20 protein-coding genes are annotated in these 23,627 nt (G+C 70.8%); 8 read left to right on the forward strand and 12 right to left on the reverse strand.

All coding sequences use genetic code 11. From position 1 onward, the window contains the following. The first annotated feature begins 5 nt into the window (after positions 1–5). From ACFOVU_RS14485 to typA, 5 genes are all read left to right on the forward strand, one after another. Positions 6–947, forward strand: a complete 942-nt coding sequence (locus ACFOVU_RS14485) for a YDG/SRA domain-containing protein (RefSeq protein WP_378533826.1) — start codon at positions 6–8, stop codon at positions 945–947. 44 nt (positions 948–991) lie between these two features. Then, complete coding sequence (recD2, locus tag ACFOVU_RS14490; RefSeq protein WP_378533827.1) at positions 992–3,322, forward strand: SF1B family DNA helicase RecD2; 2,331 nt, start codon at positions 992–994, stop codon at positions 3,320–3,322. A gap of 1,301 nt (positions 3,323–4,623) precedes the next feature. After that, complete coding sequence (locus ACFOVU_RS14495; RefSeq protein ID WP_378533829.1) at positions 4,624–4,920, forward strand: hypothetical protein; 297 nt, start codon at positions 4,624–4,626, stop codon at positions 4,918–4,920. Between the two features lie 58 nt (positions 4,921–4,978). Further along, the gene (locus ACFOVU_RS14500; RefSeq protein WP_378533831.1) at positions 4,979–5,389 is read left to right on the forward strand and encodes a (deoxy)nucleoside triphosphate pyrophosphohydrolase; all 411 of its coding nucleotides are present in this window, start codon (positions 4,979–4,981) and stop codon (positions 5,387–5,389) included. A gap of 260 nt (positions 5,390–5,649) precedes the next feature. After that, a complete protein-coding gene (typA, locus tag ACFOVU_RS14505) occupies positions 5,650–7,536 on the forward strand; it encodes a translational GTPase TypA (protein WP_378533833.1) in 1,887 nt (628 codons plus the stop codon). Between the two features lie 88 nt (positions 7,537–7,624). Here typA and ACFOVU_RS14510 read toward each other — a convergent pair whose 3' ends face one another. The 7 genes from ACFOVU_RS14510 to ACFOVU_RS14540 form a co-directional block, all read right to left on the reverse strand. Beyond that, complete coding sequence (locus tag ACFOVU_RS14510) at positions 7,625–8,143, reverse strand: nitroreductase family deazaflavin-dependent oxidoreductase (protein WP_378533835.1); 519 nt, start codon at positions 8,141–8,143, stop codon at positions 7,625–7,627. A 121-nt stretch (positions 8,144–8,264) separates the two neighbouring features. Beyond that, entirely contained in the window at positions 8,265–8,936 is a 672-nt protein-coding gene (locus ACFOVU_RS14515; RefSeq protein WP_378533837.1) for a cupin domain-containing protein, read from the reverse strand. A gap of 192 nt (positions 8,937–9,128) precedes the next feature. Continuing rightward, positions 9,129–9,689, reverse strand: coding sequence for a hypothetical protein (locus tag ACFOVU_RS14520; protein WP_378533838.1), 561 nt, complete (start codon positions 9,687–9,689; stop codon positions 9,129–9,131). A 149-nt stretch (positions 9,690–9,838) separates the two neighbouring features. Then, the gene (locus ACFOVU_RS14525) at positions 9,839–10,645 is read right to left on the reverse strand and encodes a succinate dehydrogenase/fumarate reductase iron-sulfur subunit (protein ID WP_378533840.1); all 807 of its coding nucleotides are present in this window, start codon (positions 10,643–10,645) and stop codon (positions 9,839–9,841) included. Beyond that, positions 10,642–12,621 carry a fumarate reductase/succinate dehydrogenase flavoprotein subunit gene (locus ACFOVU_RS14530; protein ID WP_378533842.1) on the reverse strand — a complete coding sequence of 660 codons (1,980 nt, stop codon included), beginning with the start codon at positions 12,619–12,621 and terminating at the stop codon, positions 10,642–10,644. The genes ACFOVU_RS14525 and ACFOVU_RS14530 overlap by 4 nt, the downstream gene beginning before the upstream one ends. A gap of 111 nt (positions 12,622–12,732) precedes the next feature. Next, a complete protein-coding gene (locus ACFOVU_RS14535; protein ID WP_378533844.1) occupies positions 12,733–13,551 on the reverse strand; it encodes a hypothetical protein in 819 nt (272 codons plus the stop codon). Between the two features lie 460 nt (positions 13,552–14,011). Beyond that, positions 14,012–14,953, reverse strand: a complete 942-nt coding sequence (locus ACFOVU_RS14540; protein ID WP_378533846.1) for a LysR family transcriptional regulator — start codon at positions 14,951–14,953, stop codon at positions 14,012–14,014. A 79-nt stretch (positions 14,954–15,032) separates the two neighbouring features. Here ACFOVU_RS14540 and ACFOVU_RS14545 point away from each other — a divergent pair, with 79 nt between their 5' ends. Genes ACFOVU_RS14545 through ACFOVU_RS14555 form a run of 3 tightly spaced genes read left to right on the forward strand, consistent with a single transcriptional unit; the run spans position 15,033 to position 18,428 of the window. Then, complete coding sequence (locus ACFOVU_RS14545) at positions 15,033–15,743, forward strand: succinate dehydrogenase cytochrome b subunit (protein ID WP_378533847.1); 711 nt, start codon at positions 15,033–15,035, stop codon at positions 15,741–15,743. Between the two features lies 1 nt (position 15,744). Beyond that, positions 15,745–17,685, forward strand: coding sequence for a fumarate reductase/succinate dehydrogenase flavoprotein subunit (locus tag ACFOVU_RS14550; protein WP_378533849.1), 1,941 nt, complete (start codon positions 15,745–15,747; stop codon positions 17,683–17,685). Beyond that, on the forward strand, positions 17,682–18,428 hold the full coding sequence (locus tag ACFOVU_RS14555; protein ID WP_378533851.1) for a succinate dehydrogenase/fumarate reductase iron-sulfur subunit: 747 nt from the start codon (positions 17,682–17,684) through the stop codon (positions 18,426–18,428). Before ACFOVU_RS14550 ends, ACFOVU_RS14555 begins: the two co-directional genes overlap by 4 nt. An 83-nt stretch (positions 18,429–18,511) precedes the next feature. Here ACFOVU_RS14555 and ACFOVU_RS14560 read toward each other — a convergent pair whose 3' ends face one another. From ACFOVU_RS14560 to ACFOVU_RS14580, 5 genes are all read right to left on the reverse strand, one after another. After that, positions 18,512–18,772: a hypothetical protein gene (locus tag ACFOVU_RS14560; RefSeq protein WP_378533853.1), complete on the reverse strand. Its 261-nt coding sequence runs from the start codon at positions 18,770–18,772 to the stop codon at positions 18,512–18,514. 256 nt (positions 18,773–19,028) lie between these two features. Further along, positions 19,029–21,854 carry a DEAD/DEAH box helicase family protein gene (locus tag ACFOVU_RS14565; protein WP_378533855.1) on the reverse strand — a complete coding sequence of 942 codons (2,826 nt, stop codon included), beginning with the start codon at positions 21,852–21,854 and terminating at the stop codon, positions 19,029–19,031. Then, positions 21,851–22,483: a TrmH family RNA methyltransferase gene (locus ACFOVU_RS14570; RefSeq protein WP_378533857.1), complete on the reverse strand. Its 633-nt coding sequence runs from the start codon at positions 22,481–22,483 to the stop codon at positions 21,851–21,853. The genes ACFOVU_RS14565 and ACFOVU_RS14570 overlap by 4 nt, the downstream gene beginning before the upstream one ends. Before the next feature lie 144 nt (positions 22,484–22,627). After that, entirely contained in the window at positions 22,628–23,005 is a 378-nt protein-coding gene (locus tag ACFOVU_RS14575; RefSeq protein ID WP_378533858.1) for a hypothetical protein, read from the reverse strand. Between the two features lie 160 nt (positions 23,006–23,165). Further along, entirely contained in the window at positions 23,166–23,543 is a 378-nt protein-coding gene (locus ACFOVU_RS14580) for a DUF3054 domain-containing protein (RefSeq protein ID WP_378533860.1), read from the reverse strand. Positions 23,544–23,627: the final 84 nt, after the last annotated feature.

A 23,627-nucleotide genomic window follows, 5' to 3' on the forward strand; every position in this document is an offset into this window, starting at 1 on the left:
GAGGAATGATGATTGGAAATATCGACGGAATATTCCCAGGGGATCATTTCGATAGCTATGCGGAGATGAATAAAAAAGGAGTTCATCGTGACGCGCAGGCTGGTATCTGTTGGCGGAAGGACACTGCTGCTGAGTCCGTAGTCCTGTCAGGAGGCTACGTTGATGACGAGGATCATCTGACCAAGATCTTGTATACGGGTCATGGTGGCAGGGATGATAGTACTGGGCGCCAGGTGGCGGATCAGAAGATGGCCATGGGGAATATGGCACTGACGATCAACCAAGAGCGTGGATGGCCTGTACGGGTAATTCGAGGTGTGAGTAAGAAGCGAAAGCGGGCCCACCATAGTCCGTACGCACCGAGCTCGGGGTACCGATACGACGGTCTATTCTATGTCGCGGATCACTGGTCGGAAATCGGAAGAGACGGGTACACTATTTTCCGCTACTGGCTTGTGGCTGTTGATTCAACTGACATCTTCAGGCCGCGGGTCGACATTGTGGTGCCGCTGGATGGGAAAATGCACGGCGATGTTCCCCAGCCTTCAGAGGTGGAGGTCGGCGATGGTGACGTCCCCGAGACGAAGGTGGGATACGCCAGGAAGCTGATGCGCGACGGAAAGCTTGGGATACGTATAAAAGCGATCCATGAGTTCAGGTGTCAATTTTGTGGCGCCGTCCTTCTGACCCGGAGAGGGCACTATGCCGAAGCCGCCCATATCCAGGCCCTAGGAAGCCCTCATCATGGTCCGGACGTTCTTAATAACATGCTCTGCCTCTGTTCCGATGATCATGTAAGATTTGATACCGGGACTGTCGTAGTGAATGAAAATAGGCAAGTCTTCAACATTCTCGACGGTGCAGAGGTCGGTCCCCTGCGGGAGGTTACTGGCCACCATCCCAGTGACGAGTACTTCTCCTATCACCGAGAGCACTTTGCAACCTGACGTCATCCCCGATGGGATGAAGCCAGACCTGTCGAAGGGGGCACATGACCGGCGGACGAGTGGCGCACGGCGCTCATCAGATGGCCGTCCTCGAAGGTGTCCTCGAACGCGTCACCTACGCCAATGAAGACACCGGCTACACCGTTGCCAAGGTCGACAACGGGCGTGGTGGGGAGTTGACCACCGTCGTGGGGGCGTTGCTCGGGGCGCAGCCGGGGGAGTCGTTGCGGATGCGGGGGCGGTGGGGGTCGCATCCGCAGTATGGGCGGCAGTTCTTGGTCGAGGATTACAGCACCGTGCTGCCCGCGACCGTTCAAGGGGTGCGGCGGTATCTCGGGTCGGGGCTGGTCAAGGGGATCGGGCCGCGGTTGGCCGAGCGGATTGTGGAGTACTTCGGGGTCGAGGCGCTCGATGTCATCGAGAAGACGCCCGAGCGTCTGATCGAGGTCCCCAAGCTCGGGCCGAAGCGCACCAAGCTGATCGCCGATGCGTGGGAGGAGCAGAAGGCCATCAAGGAGGTCATGGTCTTCCTCCAGGGGATCGAGGTCTCCACGTCGCTGGCCGTGCGCATCTACAAGAAGTACGGCGACGACTCCATCCGGGTCGTCCGCGAGGAGCCCTACAAGCTCGCCTCCGACGTGTGGGGCATCGGCTTCAAGACCGCCGACACCATCGCGCGCGCCGTCGGGATCCCCCACGACAGCCCCCAGCGGGTCATGGCCGGCATCCAGTTCACGCTGTCGGAGTCGACCTCCGACGGCCATTGCTACCTCCCCGAGGAGCGCCTGATCGCCGACGCCGTGAAGATCCTCCAGGTCGACTCCGGCCTGGTGATCGACTGCCTCGCCGACCTGGTGGCCGACGAGGGCGTGGTGTCGGAGAGGATCCCCGGCCCCGACGGCGCCCCCGTCACCGCCGTCTACCTCGTGCCCTTCCAACGGGCCGAGGTTGCCCTCGCCGCTCAGTTGCGGACCCTCCTCCGCCACCCCGACGACCGGCTGGGCGCCTTCGCTGGCGTCGACTGGGACAAGGCGCTCTCCTGGCTGCGCACCCGCACCGGAGCCGACCTCGCGCCCGAGCAGGAGGCCGCAGTCCGCCTGGCCCTCACCCGCAAGGTCGCGGTCCTCACCGGAGGCCCCGGGTGCGGCAAGTCGTTCACGGTGGCGTCGGTCATCACCCTCGCCGCCGCCAAGCGGGCGAAGATCATCCTCGCCGCGCCCACCGGCCGGGCCGCCAAGCGCATGACCGAGCTGACCGGCCACGACGCCTCGACGGTCCACCGGCTGCTGGAGCTCAAGCCCGGCGGCGACGCCTCCTTCGACCGCGACCGCCCCCTCGACTGCGACCTGCTGGTCGTGGACGAGGCGTCGATGCTGGACCTGCTGCTCGCCAACAAGCTCGCGAAGGCCGTCCCGCCCGGGGCGCACCTGCTGCTGGTGGGCGATGTCGACCAGCTGCCGTCGGTCGGGGCGGGGCAGGTGCTCCGCGATTTGCTGGCGCACGGTGAGAGCCGGGATGATCCTGCCGGTACCCCCGGTCTCCCTGATCCCCCCGCTCTCCCCGATCCCGATCCCGACTCCGACTCTGATCCCGGTCCCTCCGCTGTGGGCTCGCCGATCCCCAGTGTCCGGCTGACCCATGTCTTCCGGCAGGCGCAGCAGTCCGGGGTCGTCGTCAACGCCCACCGGATCAACCGCGGTAAGCCGCCGGAGCTCGACGGCATGACCGACTTCTTCCTCTTCCCGTGCGACGACACCGACGAGGCCGCCGCCCTCACCGTCGACGTCGTGGCCCGCCGGATCCCCCGGAAGTTCGGCCTGGACCCGCGGCGCGACATCCAGGTGCTCACCCCCATGCACCGCGGCCCGGCCGGCGCGGGCAACCTGAACACGCAGCTCCAGGCCGCCCTCACCCCGCCGGGCGACGGGGTGGCCGAGCGCCGGTTCGGCGGCCGGGTCTTCCGGGTCGGCGACAAGGTCACCCAGATCAGGAACAACTATGACAAGGGCGCCAACGGCGTCTTCAACGGCACGCTGGGCGTGGTCACCGGGATCGATTCCGACGCGCAGGAGCTGACCGTGCGCACCGACGAGGACGAGGACATCGCCTATGACTTCGGCGAGCTCGACGAGCTGACCCACGCCTACGCCGTCACCGTGCACCGGTCCCAGGGCAGCGAGTACCCCGCCGTCGTCATCCCGGTCACGACGAGCGCGTGGATGATGCTCCAGCGCAACCTCCTCTACACCGCCATCACCCGCGCGAAGAAGCTGGTCGTCCTGGTGGGTTCGCGCAAGGCCATCGCCCAGGCGGTGCGCAACGCGAGCGCGGGCCGCCGCCACACCGCCCTGGCGCACCGCCTGTCGGGTGCCTGACCGGGACCGGGATCCGTCATCCGGCACGAACATCGCTCATCCCGGGCGTTCGCGACGAAGATCGTGAAAGGTGATGAAAGGTGGTGGAAGGTGGCGAAAGGTGGAAACCGCTCTTTTTTAAGATGGAGATCACGTCCATTAGCCCGCCATAGGTGACTTTTCGGACTGCCATTCGACCCGGTCACGCGAAAATAGTTCACATTCATTCCCTGATTGCAATCAACCGCGTCCCTTTGTCCCCTAACGTGGAGCCAGCGAACCTGCGGGCCGACCCTCCCTCTCCCGGTCCGCCGGTGTCGCCCCGGCCGCGCCGGTGCCTGCTCCTCTCCCGGGCACACGTCGCGGCAAGGCCAGGGGTCTCGCCCCGGCGAGGCGGTGATCCCGTCGCCCCCGTGTACGGGGAAAGGCGAGGCGGTGGCCCCTGGCCGTCATCATGTGGACGCCTTGAGTTTTTTGAGTTTCCGCCCCGTGGGCGTCCAGGTATGAATAGGCTCCCCTTATGAGGCTGAAACCGGGGCGCAATCTGCGGATCGGGCGAGGTGGCCGCCCTGCCGCGGGTGTGATGGACCCGCTGTGTGCGGTGCCCGCCGCACACTGGGCCGGCGCCCTCGGCGTCCCGTCCCGCGTGTCCGTCCGCCGTCCCCGGCCCGACCCCCCTCCTCGTCTTCCGGACCGCCCCGGGCGCCCGCCGCGTACCGCGGTGCCCCCGACACCCTCGGCGTACCACCGGACCATCAGCCACTCCGGACGCTGACGCTCTTTCCACTCCCCCCGGAGAGCGTCGGCCCCCTCGGGCGCCGGCCGCAGGCCGGCGCCCGAGGCTTGCCCCCGTGCCCTTCCGTGTCGGCGATCCGGCCCGCGACGGGCGTGCACCTGGTGGCCGGATGCGGTCAACGGCCGCGGTCGTGCCTCCGAGGCGTCCGCTGGGGCGCGTGCGCGACGGTGCGCGCCGCGATCGTTCCGCGCCGATGCCGGTCTTCCGTCCCCTGGCCCGGCCTCCAGGGCGACCGTGGTCCGTCCCCCGAACCGCTCCGGACCGGCCCCCTCCGTGTTCCCGCTGGTCACGCCCCCCCTTCGCGTTTCGGCGCGCTCTTAGCGCGGCGGCGGCACGTCCGTCAATGCGGATTCTGTGATCATGCGGTCACTCCGTGATCAAGAAGTGATCGAATCGAGCAGAACTGTTTGCACATGCTGGTCACAGGGGTATGAGCGACGCTGGTGGCGGGATGCCCCGCCGATGACCACACACCACCGCGGGCGGGCACCGTCGGCCGCGGGACCGTATGGAAAGGCACGCGTTCGTGGGCACCCTCTCGTGGATCAACGCTTCCTCCCCGGTTTCCCCCGCCGAGGCCGTCGGCCGGCTGCGCGGCCATCTGGCGGCGGCGGGCGAGCGCCGCCTGTATGCGGGGGAACGGTCCACGGTGGCGCTGCTGTCGGTGCGGGCGGGCCTCACCGTGTGGTGCCTGGGCGGCCAGTTCCGCTGGCGCGACGTCCAGGGCGCCCCCTACAGCCACCCCGCGACCGACCCCGAGGGCGCCGCGCGCCGCCTCGTCGCGGCCGGACGCGCGCAGCAGCCGGCGCGCAGAGCCGCGTGACCCGGCTCTCACCGCCGCTCTCATGCCCGCCTCCGATTCCCCGCTCTACCCTGACCCCGTGACAGAGCAGATACAGGTCGTCGTCGGCGCGGCCATCATCCGCGGAGGAGCCCTCCTCGCCGCTCAGCGGGCGGACCCGCCGCAGCTGCGCGGCCGCTGGGAGCTGCCCGGCGGCAAGGTCGACCCGGGCGAGACCGACATCGACGCCCTCATCCGGGAGTGCAAGGAGGAGCTGGGCGTGCTCGTGAAACCGCGCCAGCGGGTGGGCGGCGACGTCGGGTTCCCGCGGCGGGCGCAGGGGCCGCCCGCGATCCTGCGCGTGTGGGTCGCCGAGCTGATCGAGGGCGAGCCCGCGGCGCTGGAGCACCTGTCGCTGCGCTGGCTGCGCGCCGAGGCGCTGACCGAGGTCGACTGGCTGCCCGCGGACGTCCCGTTCATCGACGACATCCGCCCCCACCTGGTGGGCTGAGCGCGTTTGTCCCTTCGGCCCCTCGCGCGGGTCCGGCCGTGCGCCGTCCCGCGCCGCCGTGCATCCGGTCGTCCGGCCCGCTCCGCGGCCCGCCGGCCGGCCGGGACCGCCTGTCCCCTCTTGGTCCGCTATGTCCCCCGCATTTCCCTTATTCCCTGCGTGACCGGCTCGTCTCCCCGGAGGTCGGGCCGCACCGCATAAACTGGGTGGCGACCGCGGGAGTCGCGGTTCTTCCCAGCAGATGAGATCGAGACTTTCGCATGTCCAGCGCCACGCCTCTCGAAGGCTCCGCACGTCGGACTGACCTCCGCAACGTCGCCATCGTCGCCCACGTCGACCATGGCAAGACCACGCTCGTCGACGCCATGCTCTGGCAGTCGGGTGTCTTCCGGGCCAACCAGGACGTTGATGAGCGCGTCATGGACTCCAACGACCTGGAACGCGAGAAGGGCATCACCATTCTCGCGAAGAACACCGCGGTCCACTACACCACCCCTGAGGGCGACGACGTCGTCATCAACATCATCGACACCCCCGGCCACGCCGACTTCGGCGGCGAGGTCGAACGCGGCCTGTCCATGGTCGACGGCGTCGTGCTGCTGGTCGACGCCAGCGAGGGCCCGCTGCCGCAGACCCGGTTCGTCCTGCGCAAGGCCCTGTCGGCCAAGCTCCCGGTGATCCTGGTGATCAACAAGGTCGACCGCCCCGACAGCCGTATCGCCGAGGTCGTCGACGACACCTACGAGCTGTTCATGGACCTCGACGCCGACGAGTCGCAGATCGAGTTCCCGATCGTCTACGCCTGCGCCCGCGACGGCAAGGCGTCCCTGAACCGCCCGGGCAACGGCGAGGTCCCCGACAACGAGAACCTGGTGCCGCTGTTCAGCACCATCCTCGACACCATCCCCGCGCCCGAGTACATCCCCGATGCCCCGCTCCAGGCGCACGTCACCAACCTCGACGCCTCCCCGTTCCTGGGCCGCCTGGCCCTGTGCCGGGTGCAGCAGGGCGAGATCCGCAAGGGCCAGCAGGTGGCGTGGATCCGCGGCGACGGCTCCACGCAGCAGGTGAAGATCACCGAGCTGCTGATGACCGAGGGGCTGGAGCGCAAGCCGGCCGAGTCGGGCGGCCCCGGCGACATCATCGCCATCGCCGGCATCCCCGACATCATGATCGGCGAGACCCTCGCCGACCCCGAGGACCCGCGCCCGCTGCCGCTGATCACGGTCGACGAGCCCGCGATCTCCATGACCATCGGCACCAACACCTCGCCGCTGGTCGGCAAGGTCAAGGGCGCCAAGGTCACCGCGCGCCTGGTCAAGGACCGGCTCGACAAGGAGCTGGTCGGCAACGTTTCGCTGCGCGTGCTGCCCACCGACCGCCCCGACACCTGGGAGGTGCAGGGCCGCGGCGAGCTCGCCCTGGCCATCCTGGTCGAGCAGATGCGCCGCGAGGGCTACGAGCTGACGGTCGGCAAGCCGCAGGTGGTCACCAAGGAGGTCGACGGCAAGGTCCACGAGCCCGTCGAGCGCCTGACCGTCGACGCCCCCGAGGAGTACATGGGCGCCATCACCCAGCTCCTGAGCGTGCGCAAGGGGCGCATGGAGAACATGACCAACCACGGCACCGGCTGGATCCGGATGGACTGGCTGGTCCCCTCGCGCGGCCTGATCGGCTTCCGTACGGAGTTCCTGACCGAGACCCGCGGCAGCGGCATCGCCCACCACGTCTTCGAGAACTTCGAGCCGTGGTTCGGCGAGCTGCGCACCCGCCCCAACGGCTCCATGGTGGCCGACCGCAGCGGGCAGGCCGTCGCCTTCGCGATGTTCAACCTCCAGGAGCGCGGCATCCTCTTCGTGGAGCCGGGCACCGAGGTCTACGAGGGCATGATCGTCGGCGAGAACTCGCGCGCCGACGACATGGACGTCAACATCACCAAGGAGAAGAAGCTCACCAACATGCGGTCGTCCACCGGCGACGAGCTGGTCCGCCTGGTGCCGCCGCGCAAGCTCTCGCTGGAGCAGGCGCTGGAGTTCTGCCGCGAGGACGAGTGCGTCGAGGTCACGCCCGAGGCGGTGCGCATCCGCAAGGTCATCCTGGACCAGAAGGAGCGCGGCCGGCTCACCGCGCAGAAGAAGCGCGGCTGAGCGGGCGGCCCGACGAGCGGAGCCTCCGCATAGGTGGGGTTTCCGGCTGGGCGGTGGTGCGCCGGGGAACCGGTGCCCGTTCGACCGTTCAGCCGGACCTCGGGACCAGGCGGAACACCCGCAGGTCGCGGCCGGACCTGGCGGCGTAGGTGTCGTAGGGCCACATCGCGGTGAGCCGGGGCCAGACCTCGGCCTTGTCCGCGGGCGAGAGCAGCTCGGCCGTCACGTCGATCTCGCGGCCCCGGTAGTTCACCCGCGCCTGCGGGGTGTGCAGGAGGTTCCCCGTCCACGCCGGGTGCTGCTCGCGGCCGAAGTTGCTGCCCACGACGAGGAACGATCCCGTGGCGCGTTCGGGCAGGCAGGCCACGGGCGCCTGGCGGGGGAGTCCGCTGCGCCGCCCCGTGGTGGTCAGCAGGAGGCCGGGCACGGTCCCGCGGGTGGTCTGGAGCCGGCCGCCGGAGAGCCGGCCGAGGAGCCGGTCGAATCGCGGCAGGACGTGCGGGGCGACCCGCGCGAACGCCGGGCTCGCCGACATCCGCTTCGCGGACGCCAGCAGGGCCTGGCGCAGTCGCAGGACCGGGCCGGGGCGTCTGGTCTGGGCGGACACGGCGATCCATCCTCCTCGGGCTCGGTCGCCGCGATGGCTCGATCCGCACCGCGGGCTACCACGGTCACCAACCTAACAATTGCTTGCTTTTGACGGAAGGTGCGGTACCCGAGGCCGCCGGCTAGCCCTGGCGAGGTGCCCGGTCGCCGCGCCGTGAGATGACGACGCGGCGCAGCGTCTTCGGGACCGCGTCGAAGACGTGGGGGTCCGCGCCGAAGACCGACGCGAGCACGTCCCGGGGCAGGGAGCTGAGCGCGTGGACGATACCGATGTCGTCGTCCGGCTCGGTCGCGGAGGAGTTGAACACGATGAGCACGTTGAGATCCTCGGTGTCGCTCGTGTTCTCGAAGTAGTGGAAGTGGCCCTGCGGGGCGAAGATGACGTCGCCCGCTCCGGCATCGAAGGCGTCCTGGGTCTGGCCGGGGCCGACGAAGACCCAGCGGACGCTGCCGGAGATCACGTAGTTGACCTCCCAGGCGCTCGGGTGCCAGTGCGGCTCGCGGATACCGCCGGGTTCGAGTTTCACGAGGTAGACGGCGGCCTGCTGGTCGACGAGGATGGGCCAGTTCTCGCCGTGCCCGCCTTGGAGCCGCCCGCCGTCGAAGACCATGGCCTCGGACCGGGCGAGGTGGAAGGCGTGCGGGTGCTCCGGATCGGGGCCGTCGCCGGGCACGATCCGGCCCGGCTGGGGCTGCGTACCGGCGTCTCCGGGGACGACCGCGGAGCGGTGCCGGAACCCCGCGTCGGTGTCGGGCTGCTCGTTGGCGCCTTCCGGTCCGTTGCTCTCGGCCATGGTGGTCTTCCCTCGCTGGTCATCACGCCGCAGCGGGCGCGTCGGCGTCACCGGTGCCATCGTGGCAGGTGGCCGGCGGCGCACCGGCGAGGCGCGCGGGCAGCCCGACGGCCCACCGGGCGGTGCGGGCGTGCCGGTGGCGTGAGTAGCAGTGCACCCCGCGCAGCGCCGGTCTCGCGACGGGTTCGAAGATCAGGGGATGATCTCGGCGGGGAACACCGAGAACGGCCGGATCCCGCCGGGCTCCCGGCCGTCCCGCCCCCGCGCCCTCGGGCCGCACGGGCGCAGGCCGGGGCGGCCGGCGCGGACGATGATCGCCGACCCGATGTGGATGTCCTCGTGAAAGCGGAGGTAGCCGATGGTGCGTTCGGTGTCGCCGCCGACGGCGCGGGCCGCGAGCCCGTGCACGAGCGGGTCGATGGCCTCGCCCGCGTCGGGGTGCACCTCCTGGCGGCACATCAGCGACCAGGTGCCGTCGCCGCGGGGTTCCAGGTCGGCGAAGAGGTGGCCCCCGATGCGCGCCGCGAGGCCGCGCTGGTCGAGCGCCGGGTAGAAGGCGTCATCCGAGGCGAGCGCGGTGTCGGCATCGGCCGGACGGAGGTCGTCCCCGTCGCGGGCGGGGGCCGGGGGGACGGTGAGTGCCGCCGGTCCCTCCGGCCTCGGGCCCTGGCCGAGGTGCCAGCGGAGCTCTGCGGCCTCGGCGTCGGACAGCGCGAGGTCCAGGACCAGCGTGAGTTCGAAGAGGTCGCTCATGGGGGCACGGTAGCCCGCTCCACTGACATGGTCCGCTGTCCGCGACGGCGGGCCATCCCGTCCACACCGTGGGCCCCTCCGCTGCCCCGCCTGTGCCCGGCCCCGGCCTTCCTGGGACCGGGCACAGACGACGTCCGCGTCTCCCGAGGTCAGCGAGGCTCGTCCGCGGGAGCCGGCCGGGTGTTGGGGACGATGGGGGTGTCGGCGCCCTTGCGCAGGCCGATCTTGGTGCCGAGCCACACGAGCGGGTCGTACTGCCGGTCGGCCACGCGCTCCTTGAGCGGGATCAGCGCGTTGTCGGTGATCTTGATGTTCTCGGGGCAGACCTCGGTGCAGCACTTGGTGATGTTGCAGTAGCCGAGCCCGAACTCCTCCTGCGCCACCTTGCGCCGGTCGGCGGTGTCCTCGGGGTGCATCTCCAGCTCCGCCGCGCGCATGAGGTAGCGCGGGCCCGAGAAGTGCTCCTTGTTCTCCTCGTGGTCGCGGATCACGTGGCAGACGTTGTTGCAGAGGAAGCACTCGATGCACTTGCGGAACTCCTGCGACCGCCCGACATCGGCCTGCGCCATCCGGAAGTCGCCGGGGGCCGTGGCCGGATCGGGGGTGAAGGAGGGGATCTCGCGCGCCTTCTGGTAGTTGAAGGACACGTCGCACACCAGGTCGCGGATCACCGGGAAGGTGCGCATCGGGGTGATCGTGATGGTCTCGCCGGGCGCGAACGTGCTCATGCGCGTCATGCACGACAGCCGGGGCCGCCCGTTGATCTCCATGGAGCACGAGCCGCACTTGCCCGCCTTGCAGTTCCACCGGACCGCGAGGTCCGGGGCCTGGGTGGCCTGCAACCGGTGCAGGATGTCGAGGACGACCTCGCCCTCGTTGACCTCCACCTCGTACTGGGCGAGTTCGCCGTCGCCGCCGTCGCCGCGCCACACGCGGAACGTCCGCTTGGTGGTCATTCCCTCTCCTCCTTTGCGGTCCTGTCCGCCTCCGCGGTACCCGCCGCCGTCTCCACTGCGCTGTCCGGACTGCTCTCGGCCGCGCTCGCCGACGCCGCGGGCAGCTCCTCCTCGCTGAGGTATTTGGCGAGCTCGTCGCGCTCGAACAGCTCCAGCAGGTCGGGGCGGAGCGGGTCGAGCGGCTGGTGGCGCAGCGCGATGCGGTCGCCGCGCAGCGAGGCGACCAGGTTGACGCTCCGCCAGGTCGGCGACATCGACGGGAAGTCGTCGCGGGTATGCCCGCCGCGCGACTCCTCACGCTCCAGCGCCGCGCGGGCGATGGCCTGCGACACCAGGAGCATGTTGCGCAGGTCCAGCGCGAGGTGCCAGCCCGGGTTGTAGACCCGCCCGCCTTCGGCGCGCACGCCCGCGACCCTTTCGGTGAGCTTGTCCAGCGCCTCCAGGGCCTGCTCGATCTCGGGCCCGCGCCGGATGATGCCGACCAGGTCGTTCATGGTCTGCTGGAGCTCCTGGTGCAGGGCGTAGGGGTTCTCGCCGGTGTCGCGCTCCAGCGGCGCGCGGACGTCGTCGGCGGCCTCGCGCAGGTCGCCCTCCGCCACGGCGGGCCGGCCCGTTCCCGACCCGTCCAGCTCGTCCAGGTAGCGCGCGGCGCCCAGGCCGCAGCGGCGGCCGAAGACCAGCAGGTCGGAGAGCGAGTTGCCGCCCAGCCGGTTGGAGCCGTGCATGCCCCCGGAGACCTCACCCGCCGCGAACAGCCCCGGAACGACGGCGGAGCCGGTGTCGGCGTCGACCTCCACCCCGCCCATCACGTAGTGGCAGGTGGGGCCGACCTCCATGGGCTCGGCCGTGATGTCGACGTCGGCCAGCTCCTTGAACTGGTGGTGCATCGACGGCAGCCGCCGCATGATCTCCTCGGCGGGCAGCCGGGTGGAGACGTCCAGGAACACCCCGCCGTGCGGCGAGCCGCGCCCCTCCTTGACCTCGTTGTTGATGGCCCGCGCCACCTCGTCGCGCGGCAGCAGCTCAGGGGGCCGCCGGTTGTTCGCCGGGTCGGTGTACCAGCGGTCGGCCTCGTCCTCGGTCTCGGCGTACTGGGCGCGGAACACGTCAGGCACGTAGCCGAACATGAACCGCTCGCCCTCGGAGTTGCGCAGCACGCCGCCGTCGCCGCGCACCGATTCGGTGACGAGGATGCCCTTCACCGACGGCGGCCAGACCATGCCGGTGGGGTGGAACTGGACGAACTCCATGTTCAGCAGGGTGGCGCCTGCGCGCAGGGCCAGGACGTGGCCGTCGCCGGTGTACTCCCAGGAGTTCGAGGTGACCTTGAACGACTTGCCGATGCCGCCGGTGGCGAGGATGACCGCGGGCGCCTCGAACAGCAGCAGGTCGCCGGTCTCGCGGACGTAGCCGAACGCCCCGGAGATCCGCTCGCCGTCCTTGAGCAGCTCGGTGACCGTGGTCTCGGCGAACACCCGCAGCATGGCCTCGGGGTCGCCCAGCTCGGCGGCGTCGGCCTGCTGGAGCTGGACCACCCGCTGCTGGAGGGTGCGGATCAGCTCCAGCCCGGTGCGGTCGCCGACGTGGGCCAGGCGCGGGTACTCGTGGCCGCCGAAGTTGCGCTGGCTGATCCGCCCGTCCTTGGTGCGGTCGAACAGAGCCCCCCAGTACTCCAGCTCCAGAATGCGCTCGGGGGACTCCTTGGCGTGCAGCTCGGCCATGCGCGGGTTGTTGAGGAACTTGCCGCCGCGGATGGTGTCGCGGAAGTGCACCTGCCACCGGTCATCGGAGTTGACGTTGCCCAGGGCGGCCGCCGCGCCGCCCTCGGCCATCACGGTGTGGGCCTTGCCGAACAGCGACTTGGAGATGATCGCGGTCTTCTTGCCCTGCTGGCGTGCTTCGATCGCGGCGCGCAGACCGGCGCCGCCGGCGCCGATCACCACCACGTCGTAGGAGTGCCGTGTGATCTCGGACATCTGCCTGACTTTCGATTGCGTCGATATCTGTCGTGCCGCGTTCCGGGCGGCCGTGACGGCCTCAAGGCACTGCGGCCGCGATATCCGCGGGCGGGGGAACGGGGGATCCGCTCAGTTGTAGATCCGCAGGTCGGTGATTGCTCCGCTGGACACCAGCGCGACGTAGAGGTCGGTGAGCATGAGTGTTCCCAGCGTGATCCAGGCGAATGTCATGTGCCGGGTATTGAGCCGGGAGATCTGCGTCCACATCCAGTAGCGGGCGGGGTGGCGGCCGAAGCTGTTGAGCCGCCCGCCGAATGCGTGCCGGCAGGAATGGCAGCTCAGCGTGTAGCACCACAGCAGGACGACGTTGGCGACCAGGATGAGATTGCCGATCCCGATTCCGAACCCGCCGTTGTGCCCGTGCCCCAGCGCCACCACCGCGTCATAGGTGTTGACCAGGGAGATCAGCACGGCGACGTAGAAGAAGTAGCGGTGCAGGTTCTGCCCGATCATCGGGAAGCGGGACTCCCCGGTGTAGCTGCCATGCGGCTCGCGGACGGCGCAGGCGGTGGGCGACTGCCAGATCGAGCGGTAGTAGGCCTTGCGGTAGTAGTAGCAGGTGAACCGGAACAGCAGCAGGAACGGCAGGCTGAGCAGGGCGTAGGGGAGGAACCACGGGAACGCCCAGGGCAGCGTGCCGAAGGCGGCGGAGCCGGGTGCGCACGACGCCGAGAGGCAGGGCGAGTAGAACGGCGTGAGGTAGTGGTACTGCTCGACCCAGTAGTGCTCCTGCTGGAAGACCCGCGCCGTGGCGTAGACGATGAAGACCGCCAGCCCCAGCGTGGTGAGCAGGGGGCCGAGCCACCACCGGTCCGTTCTGAACGTCCGTTCCGCTATGCGCGCGCGCCTGAGGCCGGAATTCTCCGGCGGGGGAAGTGTGGAAGTCATGTCCCAGCCGTCTCCATCTCGCGCGGGGGCGGGCCGGCGCAGGGTGTAGCGGGTGCGCGGGGGCCGGCCGGCCGCTTGTATCGCATTCCACCGGGGCCGCTCGCGCGGGCCGGCCGGCCCCGCCGCATGTGCAGGCGGTGCGGAGGGCCAGGGAAGCCACGTTAGGCCGGGGCCATAACGAAATCAGCAAGAAATTCCCGCGAAACGGATGTGAAAAATGCCACGCCTGTGAATTATCGATGGGCGGTTTATGGTTGAAAAGAGGTGAATGACCCCATATGGGGCGTGTGTTCTTTTTGGGGCCCGTGGTGCCGAAGGGGGCGGAATGGTCTCCGGGGAAGTAAGCCCAGCCTTCATTTGAACAATTTATCGGATTTTCCGGCGGTGCCGTGCGCGCATTCCCGGCGCGAAGGTGCGCGGCCCCGACCCGCGCGCCCCGCTCACCCCGCGAGCGGCCGGCTCAGCCGCTCAGCGGCGCGATGACCTCCAGGTCCTCGCCCAGGTCCGCGCGGGTCAGGTGCGACAGGTAGGCCATCAGGTGGCGGCGGAACGCGTTGGCCGTGTGCGAGGGGTCGACGTCCTTGCGGTGGGCCAGCGCGATGGTCCGCAGCAGGCGGGGGCCGGCCAGCGGCACCCCGCGCAGCCCGGGCCGGTTCTTCAGCACCATGCTCGGGACCACGGCCAGGCCGAGCCCGGCCTCGACGAACCGCAGGACCGCGTCCATCTCGCCGCCCTCGACTGCGAGGTGCGGCTCGAACCCGGCCGCCCGGCAGGCGTGCAGTGTGGCCTCGCGCACGTCGTAGCCGCGCCGGAACATCACCAGCGGGCGACCGCGCAGGTCGGTGATGCGCAGGGAGGTGCGGTCGGCGTCCCAGGCGGAGCCGGCCGCGCCGACCACCACCAGGTTCTCCCGTAGGATCGGGGTCGTCACGAACGCGGGGTCGCTGCTCTGGAGCGGCAGGATGATCAGCGCGAGGTCCAGCTCGCCCTTGCCCAGGGCGCGGATCAGGTCGCGCGACCCGCTCTCCTCCACCTGGAGTTCGATCCCGGGGAAGCGGTCGTGGAACCCCGCGAGTGCGTCGGCGAGCAGCCCCGCGCACAGCGACGGCGTGGCGCCCAGCCGCACCCGGCCGCGGCGCATGCCCGCCAGCTCCTGCACCTCGCGGCGGGCGGTCTCCATGTCGGTGATGATGCGCTGGGCCAGCGGGAGCAGGGCCTCGCCGGCCGGGGTGAGTGTGATATTTCCCCGTGCCCGGCTGAACAGAGACGCCCCCAGCTCCTCTTCGAGGTTGCGGATCTGCTTGCTGAGACTGGGCTGGGCGACGCGCGAAAGCTCGGCTGCGCGGGTGAAATGGCGTGTCTCGGCCACCGCGAGGAAGTAGGCGAGCTGCTGGAACTGCATGTCCATAGCCTAGGGCTATGGACACCAGGTTTCCTATGACTTGGACGACTTCCTTTATCGAGTCCTAATGTGACAGGTTGTGGCGAACAGTACCCTGACCAAACAGCGATCCGAGGCGTTCACCTCCTCGGTCGCGCTCAAATCCGCGATGGCGGTCACCGGTGCGATCCTTGTTCTCTTCCTGATCGCACACATGTACGGCAACCTCATGATCTTCGGGGGTCAGACGACCTTCGACACCTACGCCCACCACCTGCGCGAGATCGGCGAACCGATGCTCCCGCACGAGGGCTTCCTGTGGATCTTGAGGATCGTCCTGCTGGCCTCCGTCCTCATCCATGCCTACGCGGCCTTCGCCCTGTGGCGGCGCGCGAACAAGGCCCGCCCCGCGGGCCAGCGCTACGAGGTGAAGAAGAGCGCGCAGACCCCCTCGCGGCGGTATGCGACCCAGGTCATGCGCTGGGGCGGCGTGATCGTCATCCTCTTCGTGATCTACCACCTCCTGCACTTCACGACCAACACCATCCACCCCGGCGGGGCCTCCGACAGCCCCTACATCCGGGTGGTCAACGGCTTCCAGATCTGGTGGGTCGTGCTGAGCTACGTCATCGCCCTCCTGGCGGTCGGGCTGCACCTGCGGCACGGCATCTGGAGCGCGCTGGCGACGCTGGGCGCGAACAAGGCGAGCCGCGAGCGCGCCCTCCACACCATCTCGACCGCTGTGGCGGCGGTCATCACGGTGGGCTTCCTGCTCCCGCCGTTCTCCGTTCTCTTCGGGCTGGTGAGCTGACATGACCGAACTCTTCATCGAGGGCGACCCGATCCGCGACGAGAAGGCGCCCGCAGGCCCCATCGCCGAGCAGTGGGACAAGCGCCGCTTCAGCGCGAAGCTGGTCAACCCCGCGAACCGGCGCAAGCTGTCGGTCATCATCGTCGGCACCGGCCTGGCCGGTGCCTCGGCCGCGGCCACCCTCGGCGAGGCCGGCTACAAGGTGACGTCCTTCTGCTACCAGGACAGCCCCCGCCGGGCGCACAGCATCGCCGCGCAGGGCGGCATCAACGCGGCGAAGAACTACCGCAACGACGGCGACAGCATCTACCGGCTGTTCTACGACACCGTCAAGGGCGGCGACTTCCGCTCGCGCGAGTCCAACGTCTACCGGCTCTCGCAGGTCAGCGTCGAGATCATCGACCAGTGCGTGGCCCAGGGCGTGCCCTTCGCCCGCGAGTACGGCGGCCTGCTCGACAACCGCTCCTTCGGCGGCGTGCAGGTGTCGCGCACCTTCTACGCCCGCGGCCAGACGGGCCAGCAGCTGCTCATCGGCGCCTATCAGGCCCTGGAGCGCCAGATCGCCGCCGGCACCGTCGAGATGAACACCCGGCACGAGATGCTGGAGCTCATCGTCGTCGACGGCAAGGCCCGCGGCATCGTGGCCCGCGACATGGTCACCGGCGAGATCGAGACCCACTTCGCCGACGCGGTCGTGCTCGCCTCCGGCGGCTACGGCAACGTTTTCTACCTGTCGACCAACGCCATGGGCTGCAACGTCACGGCCACCTGGCGGGCGCACCGCAAGGGCGCGCTCTTCGCCAACCCGTGCTTCACCCAGATCCACCCCACCTGCATCCCGGTCAGCGGCGACTACCAGTCCAAGCTGACCCTGATGAGCGAGTCGCTGCGCAACGACGGCCGCATCTGGGTGCCCAAGGAGGGCGGCGACGCGCGCGACCCGCGCGAGATCCCCGAGGACGAGCGCGACTACTACCTGGAGCGCATCTACCCCGCCTTCGGCAACCTCGTGCCCCGCGACATCGCCTCCCGCGCCGCAAAGAACGTCTGCGACGAGGGCCGCGGCGTCGGCCCGGGCGGGCTGGGCGTGTACCTGGACTTCGCCGACGCCATCAAGCGCATGGGGCGCCCGGCGGTCGAGGCCAAGTACGGCAACCTCTTCGACATGTACCAGCGCATCACCGGCGAGAACCCCTACGAGGTTCCGATGCGCATCTACCCCGCGGTGCACTACACCATGGGCGGGCTGTGGGTCGACTACGACCTCCAGACCACCATCCCGGGCCTGTTCGTGACGGGGGAGGCCAACTTCTCCGACCACGGCGCCAACCGCCTGGGCGCGAGCGCGCTCATGCAGGGCCTGGCCGACGGCTACTTCGTGCTGCCGAACACGATCAACGACTACCTCGCCGCCGGCCCGTTCGACAAGGTCGACGAGACCACGCCCGAGGCCAAGGAGGCGGCCGACGCGGTGCGCGCGCGCATCGACAAGCTGCTCTCCATCAACGGCACCCGCACGGTCGACTCCTTCCACAAGGAGCTCGGCCACATCATGTGGGACTACTGCGGCATGGAGCGCACCGAGGAGGGCCTGCGCAAGGCCGTCGAGCGCATCCGCGAGCTGCGCGACGAGTTCTGGCAGAACGTCAAGGTGCTCGGCACCAACGACGAGCTCAACCAGGCGCTGGAGAAGGCCGGCCGCGTGGCCGACTTCTTCGAGCTCGCCGAGCTCATGTGCATCGACGCCCTCCACCGGCGCGAGTCCTGCGGCGGGCACTTCCGCGCCGAGAGCCAGACCGAGGACGGCGAGGCGCTGCGGCACGACGACGAGTTCGCCTACGTCGCCGCCTGGGAGTTCACCGGGACCGGTGAGCGGCCGGTGCTGCACAAGGAAGACCTGGAGTACGAGTACGTCGAGATGAAGCAGCGGAGCTACAAGTGAACATCACCCTGCGCGTTTGGCGCCAGAAGGGCCGCGGCGACGAGGGCCGGATGGTCACCTACAAGGTCGAGGACGTGTCGCCCGACATGTCCTTCCTCGAGATGCTCGACGTCCTCAACGAGAACCTCACCCTTGCGGGCGAGGACCCGGTGGCGTTCGACCACGACTGCCGCGAGGGCATCTGCGGCGCCTGTGGCGTCGTGATCGACGGTGTCGCCCACGGCCCCGAGACCACGACCACCTGCCAGCTGCACATGCGCAGCTTCTCCGACGGCGACGTCATCACCGTCGAGCCGTGGCGGGCCAAGGCGTTCCCGGTGGTCAAGGACCTCGTGGTCGACCGCGGTGCGTTCGACCGCATCATCCAGGCGGGCGGCTACATCAGCGCCCCCACCGGCACGGCGCCCGACGCCCACGCCGCCCCGGTGCCCAAGGTCGACGCGGACCGCGCGTTCGACGCGGCCACCTGCATCGGCTGCGGCGCGTGCGTGGCCGCCTGCCCGAACGCCTCGGGCATGCTGTTCACCGCGGCGAAGGTCACCCACCTCGGCATGCTCCCGCAGGGGCAGCCCGAGCGGCAGGCCCGCGTCGTGAACATGCTGAACCAGCACGACGAGGAGGAGTTCGGCGGCTGCACCAACATCGGCGAGTGCGCGGCGGTCTGCCCGAAGGGCATCCCGCTGGACACGATCTCGCAGCTCAACCGCGACCTCCTGGGGTCGCTGGCCAGCGGCAAGGTCTGACCCCTCGCCGGGCGGTGACCCGGATCGCATGGACGGCGGGCCCGTTCTCCCGAAGGGAGGGCGGGCCCGTGGCCGTTCCGGTGCTACCAGCGGCGGCTGACGTCGGCCGCGCCGGTCTCCTCCAGCAGGTGGGTCAGCGGGTGGTGCTCGCCGTGGGTGCGGTGGTACTCGCTGCACGCCCCCGCCAGGAACGCGGGCAGATGGTCGGGCGGGAAGGAGATCACCGTGCCGTCCTTGAGCGTCAGTGTCACCTCGCGCTCGGTCACCGTGGTGTCCCGGCCGACCATCCCGACGGTCTCCAGCGCCGTGACGATGGCCAGATCGAGGTCCGTCGGTCCGCTCACGTGTCTCCCTTTGCCCCGACACCCGCCGTCTCCACCTGAGCGGCCAGAGTGATGGGGCGATGCTATCGCCTGGCGGAGGTGGACGGCAGGTAGAAGGTCCTGCGCTTCGGTGGACGGAGCGGTACGTCCGCGGCGGCCCATGACGGCCGTGCCCTGCCGCGGCCGCATCATCCTCAAGGCGATCGCGGCCGGGAGTGTGCGGCTCGTCAGGGCTGCCGCGGATGAGGACGCCCCGACGAACCGCCGAACCGCTGGTTCACTCCCACGTGAGGCGGGTGGCCGTCTCCGCCGGGTAGGGGTCGGTGGCGTAGTGGGAGTAGAGGAGGCGGGCGCCGGCGGAGCTGGCGGTGTAGACCGTCTCGCCCGTGGAGATCCACCGGTTCCATGCCGTTGTGAACGCCTCGGCGCCGGTGCGGTTGCGGGCTAGGAGGGCCGGGACCGCGTGGAAGACCACGGCGTTGGCGGGGGCGCGGTCGCGGAGCCAGGCGCGGCCGGCCGCGGCCACGGCGGCGGGGTTCTCGGGGACGGGCAGCGTGTAGCGGGGCACGATGTAGCGGGGGGTGCCCACCAGTGGGGAGATCAGCTCGTCGAGGGCGGTGGTGAACGCGCCCGCCGCCTGCGGACCCGCTCCGGTGAGGGTGAGGCGCAGGGTCCCGTCGGAGTCGACGTCCAGCCGCACCCCCTCGGCCCCCGCTGAGGAATGCCCCGCACCCTTCAGCGCATCGGCGACCGCGTACCCGAAGCTCACCAGGTCCGGTTCGCCGGACGCGGCCTCCACCAGGCGGGCGGCGCGCGCCGTGCGCGACCGCCGCACGACGGTCCGCTCGGCGAGCACGCCCAGCAGGGTGGCGGAGGCGGTCGGCACGAACGGGGGCAGGCCGAGGACGGGCCCGGCGACCCCCAGCACGGCGGCGAAGGCGCCGGCCCCGGCCGGGACCGAGCGGAGGGTCGGCCGCCGCCCGGGACGCCGCCCCGTGCTGATCCCGGTGACCGCCGGCACCGCCGCCGGCGGCTCGGGGGCGCGTCCGGACGGCACCGGGGCGGCCGGCGCGCGCCGGGCGGCGCGGACCCGCAGCGTGGGCAGGAGCTCGTCGGTGTAGGGCAGCCCGATCCGCCAGCGCTCCCGGGTGGATCCGCGGTCCTCGGCGCGGGCCAGCATCCGGGCGTTGAGCGCGTCCAGCTCGGCAACAGGGGGTGGGGCGTAGGGCGAGAGCGCCGGGTCGACGTGCGCCACCCCGCTCATGACCTCGCCGTCGGCGGCGACGCCGAGGTAGCCCTCGTGCTTGCGGACGAAGCGGTCCCAGTCGGCGCCGCCCTTGGGGTGGGCGTCGCTGACGCACACCACCGTCCAGGTGTGCGCGGTCTTGTCCGGCCACGCCGGGTCCAGCCGCAGCGCCCGGCCGCGGCCCTGGACCACGGCCGTGGGCGTGGTCGCGGTGGTGAGGTCGATGACGGTGTTGACCCCGCGCGCGTCCCACCCCTCGCCCAGCAGCGCGCGCGTGCCCACGAGCACCCGGCACGCCCCGCTCTCCAGGTAGGCGGTGACCAGGCGCACCCAGGTGCGCGAACTCCACCGGCCCTCGATGCGGACGAGCCCGTCGGCCGGCCCGTCGGCGGTGGAGAGCTCCAGGCCGGGCCGGCGGTCGCGGGCGAAGGCGGTGAAGTCGGCGGCGGTGTGCGCTCCCGCGGCCACGGTCCGCCCGGTGACCAGCATCGGGTTCAGGTCGCGGGTGCGCGGGTCGGCGGCCAGCAGCTCCAGCTGCGACCACGCCGATCCCGCGTGGTCGCCGATGACGTCGCGCAGCCGCGCCGAGGGGCGCGCGGTGGCCCGCTCGTGGTCGCACAGCACCAGGGCGCGCAGCCGGGGCCCGAGCGACGCCGACTCCGCGGCGGCGATCTCCACCGCGCCCTGCGCCTTGGCCCGGCTGCGCGCCAGGACCCGGTCGACCGGGGAGCGGCCGGTGCGGATGCCCCGCTTGGTCAGCGTGTAGCCCACAGCGGGCAGCGCCGTGCGGATGCGCTCGATGGCCTTCTCATCGGGGCCCTCGGGGTCGGCGCGCAGGCAGTGGGTGACGTAGTCGCCCAGCAGCGCCATCCAGTCGGCGGCATCGGGGGCGCGCCGGTGGCGCTCCAGCATCCGGGCATCGGGGGGAAGGGGGCTGAGCCCCGCGTGGTGCAGCCGCAGCACGGCGTCGGTGAGGCCGGGCTCCTCGGCGGCCAGGCGCCCCCAGGCCAGGCGCTCCCCGGTGTCGAGCAGGCGCTCTTCGAAGCGCCGGCGCAGCCAGGGGAGGAAGTCGGTGCGGGAGAAGCCGGGGGAGAGCAGGTCGGTACAGAGCTCGGTGAACCGGATGCCCTGGTCGGCGATGTAGTCGCGTTCGACGGGGGTGGGCTCGGTGGCCCACACGAGTTCCGCAAACGGGGCGAGGTGGCCGTCGCGGACCAGCGCCGGGATGGAGGCGCCGTGGATCGGGGCGCCGAACAGGGTGGCCACCAGGGCGGCGTCGGTCGACGACAGGGTGGCGGCCGGGGTGCCGGTCAGCCCGATGACGTGCGCGTCGGGCAGCCCCGATAAGACCTCCGCCAGCAGCCGCCCCCATGTCTGGAGCAGGTGGTGGCACTCGTCGAGGACGATCGTCAGCGGCCCGGCGGTGTAGAGCGATTCGACGAGGTCGGCGCCGTTGCCGTGCAGCCGCCGGACGAGGGGGAGCGCGTGCCCCTCCTCGTCGGTCTCGGCGTCGGGGTCGAACACCGCGAGGGACTGGTAGGTCAGGACGGTGACGTCGTGCTCCATGGTGCGCGCGGTCCCGGCGGTGCACCCCTCGGGGCGAGTGAAGGCGCGCCACTGCGCCGCCCACTGCCCCTGGATGGCGGTGTTGGGGGTGAACACCACAACGGGCCGGCCGAGCCGCCGCGCCGCCTCCAGCCCGACCAGGGTCTTGCCGGCGCCGGGCGGCAGGACCACCCAGGCGCGCCGGTCGCCGCCCGCCCAGCGCCGGGCCAGCGCCTCCAGCCCCTGGTGCTGGTAGCGGCGCAGCGCGACGGGGGGCCGTGCCGCCGCGATCCGGCCGGTGGAATCGGTCATATCGGCTGGTCGTACACGTGGGCGCGGATCCAGGCGTGCATGGCGATGGCCGCCGCCGCCCCGGCGTTGATGGACCGGGTGGAGCCGAACTGGGCGATGGACAGCACGGCCGCGCACACGTCGCGGACCTCCTCCGAGAGCCCGGGGCCTTCCTGGCCGAACACGAGCACGCAGGATCGGGGCAGGGGGTAGGTCTCCAGCGGCACCGCGCCGGGCAGGTTGTCGATCCCGACGAGGGGCAGCCCGTGCCCGGCGGCCCAGGCGACCAGGGCGGCGGTGTCGGGGTGGTGGTGCACGTGCTGGTAGCGGTCGGTCACCATGGCGCCCCGCCGGTTCCACCGGCGGCGTCCGACGATGTGCACGGCGGTGCTGCCGAAGGCGTTGGCGGTGCGCACCACCGACCCGATGTTGAAGTCGTGCTCCCAGTTCTCGACCGCCACGTGGAAGGGGTGGCGCCGGGTGTCGAGGTCGGCGACGATCGCCTCGTGCCGCCAGTAGCGGTAGCGGTCCACGACGTTGCGGCGGTCGCCCGCGGCGAGCAGCCCGGGGTCGTAGTGGTCGCCCTCGGGCCAGGGGCCGTCCCAGGGGCCCACGCCCACGTCGGGGCGGTCCGCCGTGGTTTCGGCCATGCCGGAAGGGGAGGGAGTGACCTGCTCTTTCACGTCTTCCAGCTTACGGGTGCCCGGCAGCGGCGGTCGCCCGGCCGCCGGGAGGACCGCGGCGTGCGGGCGCGCGCCGCTCGGTGACTGCGGCCTCGGAGGCATCGGCGTCGGTCAGCGGCGGCCCCGGCCGAAATTGAGATCGCCGTGGATGGTGCCCGCCTGGACGACGCTGCCGCTCACGGCACCGGTGATCGTGTTCACGGTCGTGTGCCCCTCGGTGCCCAGGAGCGAGCGGAGCTCGGCGAGGATCTCGCGCACATCGGAGTCGTCGCGCTCGGCGGCGGCGAGGTGGCCGGCGACCTCTTCGACCAGGACGGCGTCCTCGCCGTCGACGTCGCGCGCGGCCTCCAGCGCGTCGTGCGCTTCGGGCGAGCGGCCCTTCAGCAGCGGCCGCAGCCTGCGGGCCAGGGTCTTGGCGCCCTCGGTGAAGGACTCGGCGAACTTGCCCGCGACGGCTGCGGCGATGGCGATGGTGACCTCGTCGACCATGAGGGCTCCGTGGGGGTGTGTGGGAGGGGTGTGGGGGTGCCGTGGGGGTCGGCGCTCCTCATTGTGCCCCGGTGGGGCGCGGCTTATCCCCCTATGGGCGGGCTCACCGGTCCCACCAGCCCCATCCTTCACGGCGCGATGCCCGCCCGATCGGGGCGCCTCAGGCGTTGGCGGGACGGCGTAGCCGCAGGTAGAGGGCTGCGATGGCGCGCCAGCCCAGGAGGGTGGCCCCGAGGAAGAGGGCGGTGACGATGATGAAGGACACCTGCGTCCCCTCGCCCGCGACGACCCGCAGCGCCATGCCGACGGCCACCGTCACCGGCCAGATGACCAGGCCGGACGGCACGATCCGGCCGGGTGCGCGCCAGGCGCGCACCACGGCCCAGCCGATCGCCAGCGCGGCCACAAACGGCCACGCGGTCGCGGCCACCCCGGCCAGGGTGACCCCTTCGACGTGGCTGGCCCGCCCGACCACGATGAAGACGAGGACGCACAGCAGGTCGAGGAGGGCCGCGGGCAGGGCCGGTACGGAGCGCATACCTGCCAGGTTACGGGCGGTGCCGCGGGGCCCGCCCGCGGGGCGGGGCGCGGACGGGGACGGCCGCGCCGGATGCTTCCGGCG

The sequence above is a fragment of the Nocardiopsis sediminis genome (assembly GCF_042650565.1).
Classification (GTDB): Bacteria; Actinomycetota; Actinomycetes; order Streptosporangiales; family Streptosporangiaceae; genus Nocardiopsis_B; species Nocardiopsis_B sediminis.

Bases quoted from the DNA above. Each gene is read 5' to 3' on its own strand.
- ACFOVU_RS14515 (WP_378533837.1), bottom strand. From the start codon at position 8,936: ATGGCCGAGAGCAACGGACCGGAAGGCGCCAACGAGCAGCCCGACACC.
- typA (WP_378533833.1), top strand. From the start codon at position 5,650: ATGTCCAGCGCCACGCCTCTCGAAGGCTCCGCACGTCGGACTGACCTC.
- ACFOVU_RS14580 (WP_378533860.1), bottom strand. From the start codon at position 23,543: ATGCGCTCCGTACCGGCCCTGCCCGCGGCCCTCCTCGACCTGCTGTGC.
- ACFOVU_RS14565 (WP_378533855.1), bottom strand. From the start codon at position 21,854: ATGACCGATTCCACCGGCCGGATCGCGGCGGCACGGCCCCCCGTCGCG.
- ACFOVU_RS14570 (WP_378533857.1), bottom strand. From the start codon at position 22,483: ATGGCCGAAACCACGGCGGACCGCCCCGACGTGGGCGTGGGCCCCTGG.
- recD2 (WP_378533827.1), top strand. From the start codon at position 992: ATGACCGGCGGACGAGTGGCGCACGGCGCTCATCAGATGGCCGTCCTC.
- ACFOVU_RS14535 (WP_378533844.1), bottom strand. From the start codon at position 13,551: ATGACTTCCACACTTCCCCCGCCGGAGAATTCCGGCCTCAGGCGCGCG.
- ACFOVU_RS14540 (WP_378533846.1), bottom strand. From the start codon at position 14,953: ATGCAGTTCCAGCAGCTCGCCTACTTCCTCGCGGTGGCCGAGACACGC.
- ACFOVU_RS14520 (WP_378533838.1), bottom strand. From the start codon at position 9,689: ATGAGCGACCTCTTCGAACTCACGCTGGTCCTGGACCTCGCGCTGTCC.
- ACFOVU_RS14525 (WP_378533840.1), bottom strand. From the start codon at position 10,645: ATGACCACCAAGCGGACGTTCCGCGTGTGGCGCGGCGACGGCGGCGAC.
- ACFOVU_RS14530 (WP_378533842.1), bottom strand. From the start codon at position 12,621: ATGTCCGAGATCACACGGCACTCCTACGACGTGGTGGTGATCGGCGCC.
- ACFOVU_RS14485 (WP_378533826.1), top strand. From the start codon at position 6: ATGATGATTGGAAATATCGACGGAATATTCCCAGGGGATCATTTCGAT.
- ACFOVU_RS14575 (WP_378533858.1), bottom strand. From the start codon at position 23,005: ATGGTCGACGAGGTCACCATCGCCATCGCCGCAGCCGTCGCGGGCAAG.
- ACFOVU_RS14550 (WP_378533849.1), top strand. From the start codon at position 15,745: ATGACCGAACTCTTCATCGAGGGCGACCCGATCCGCGACGAGAAGGCG.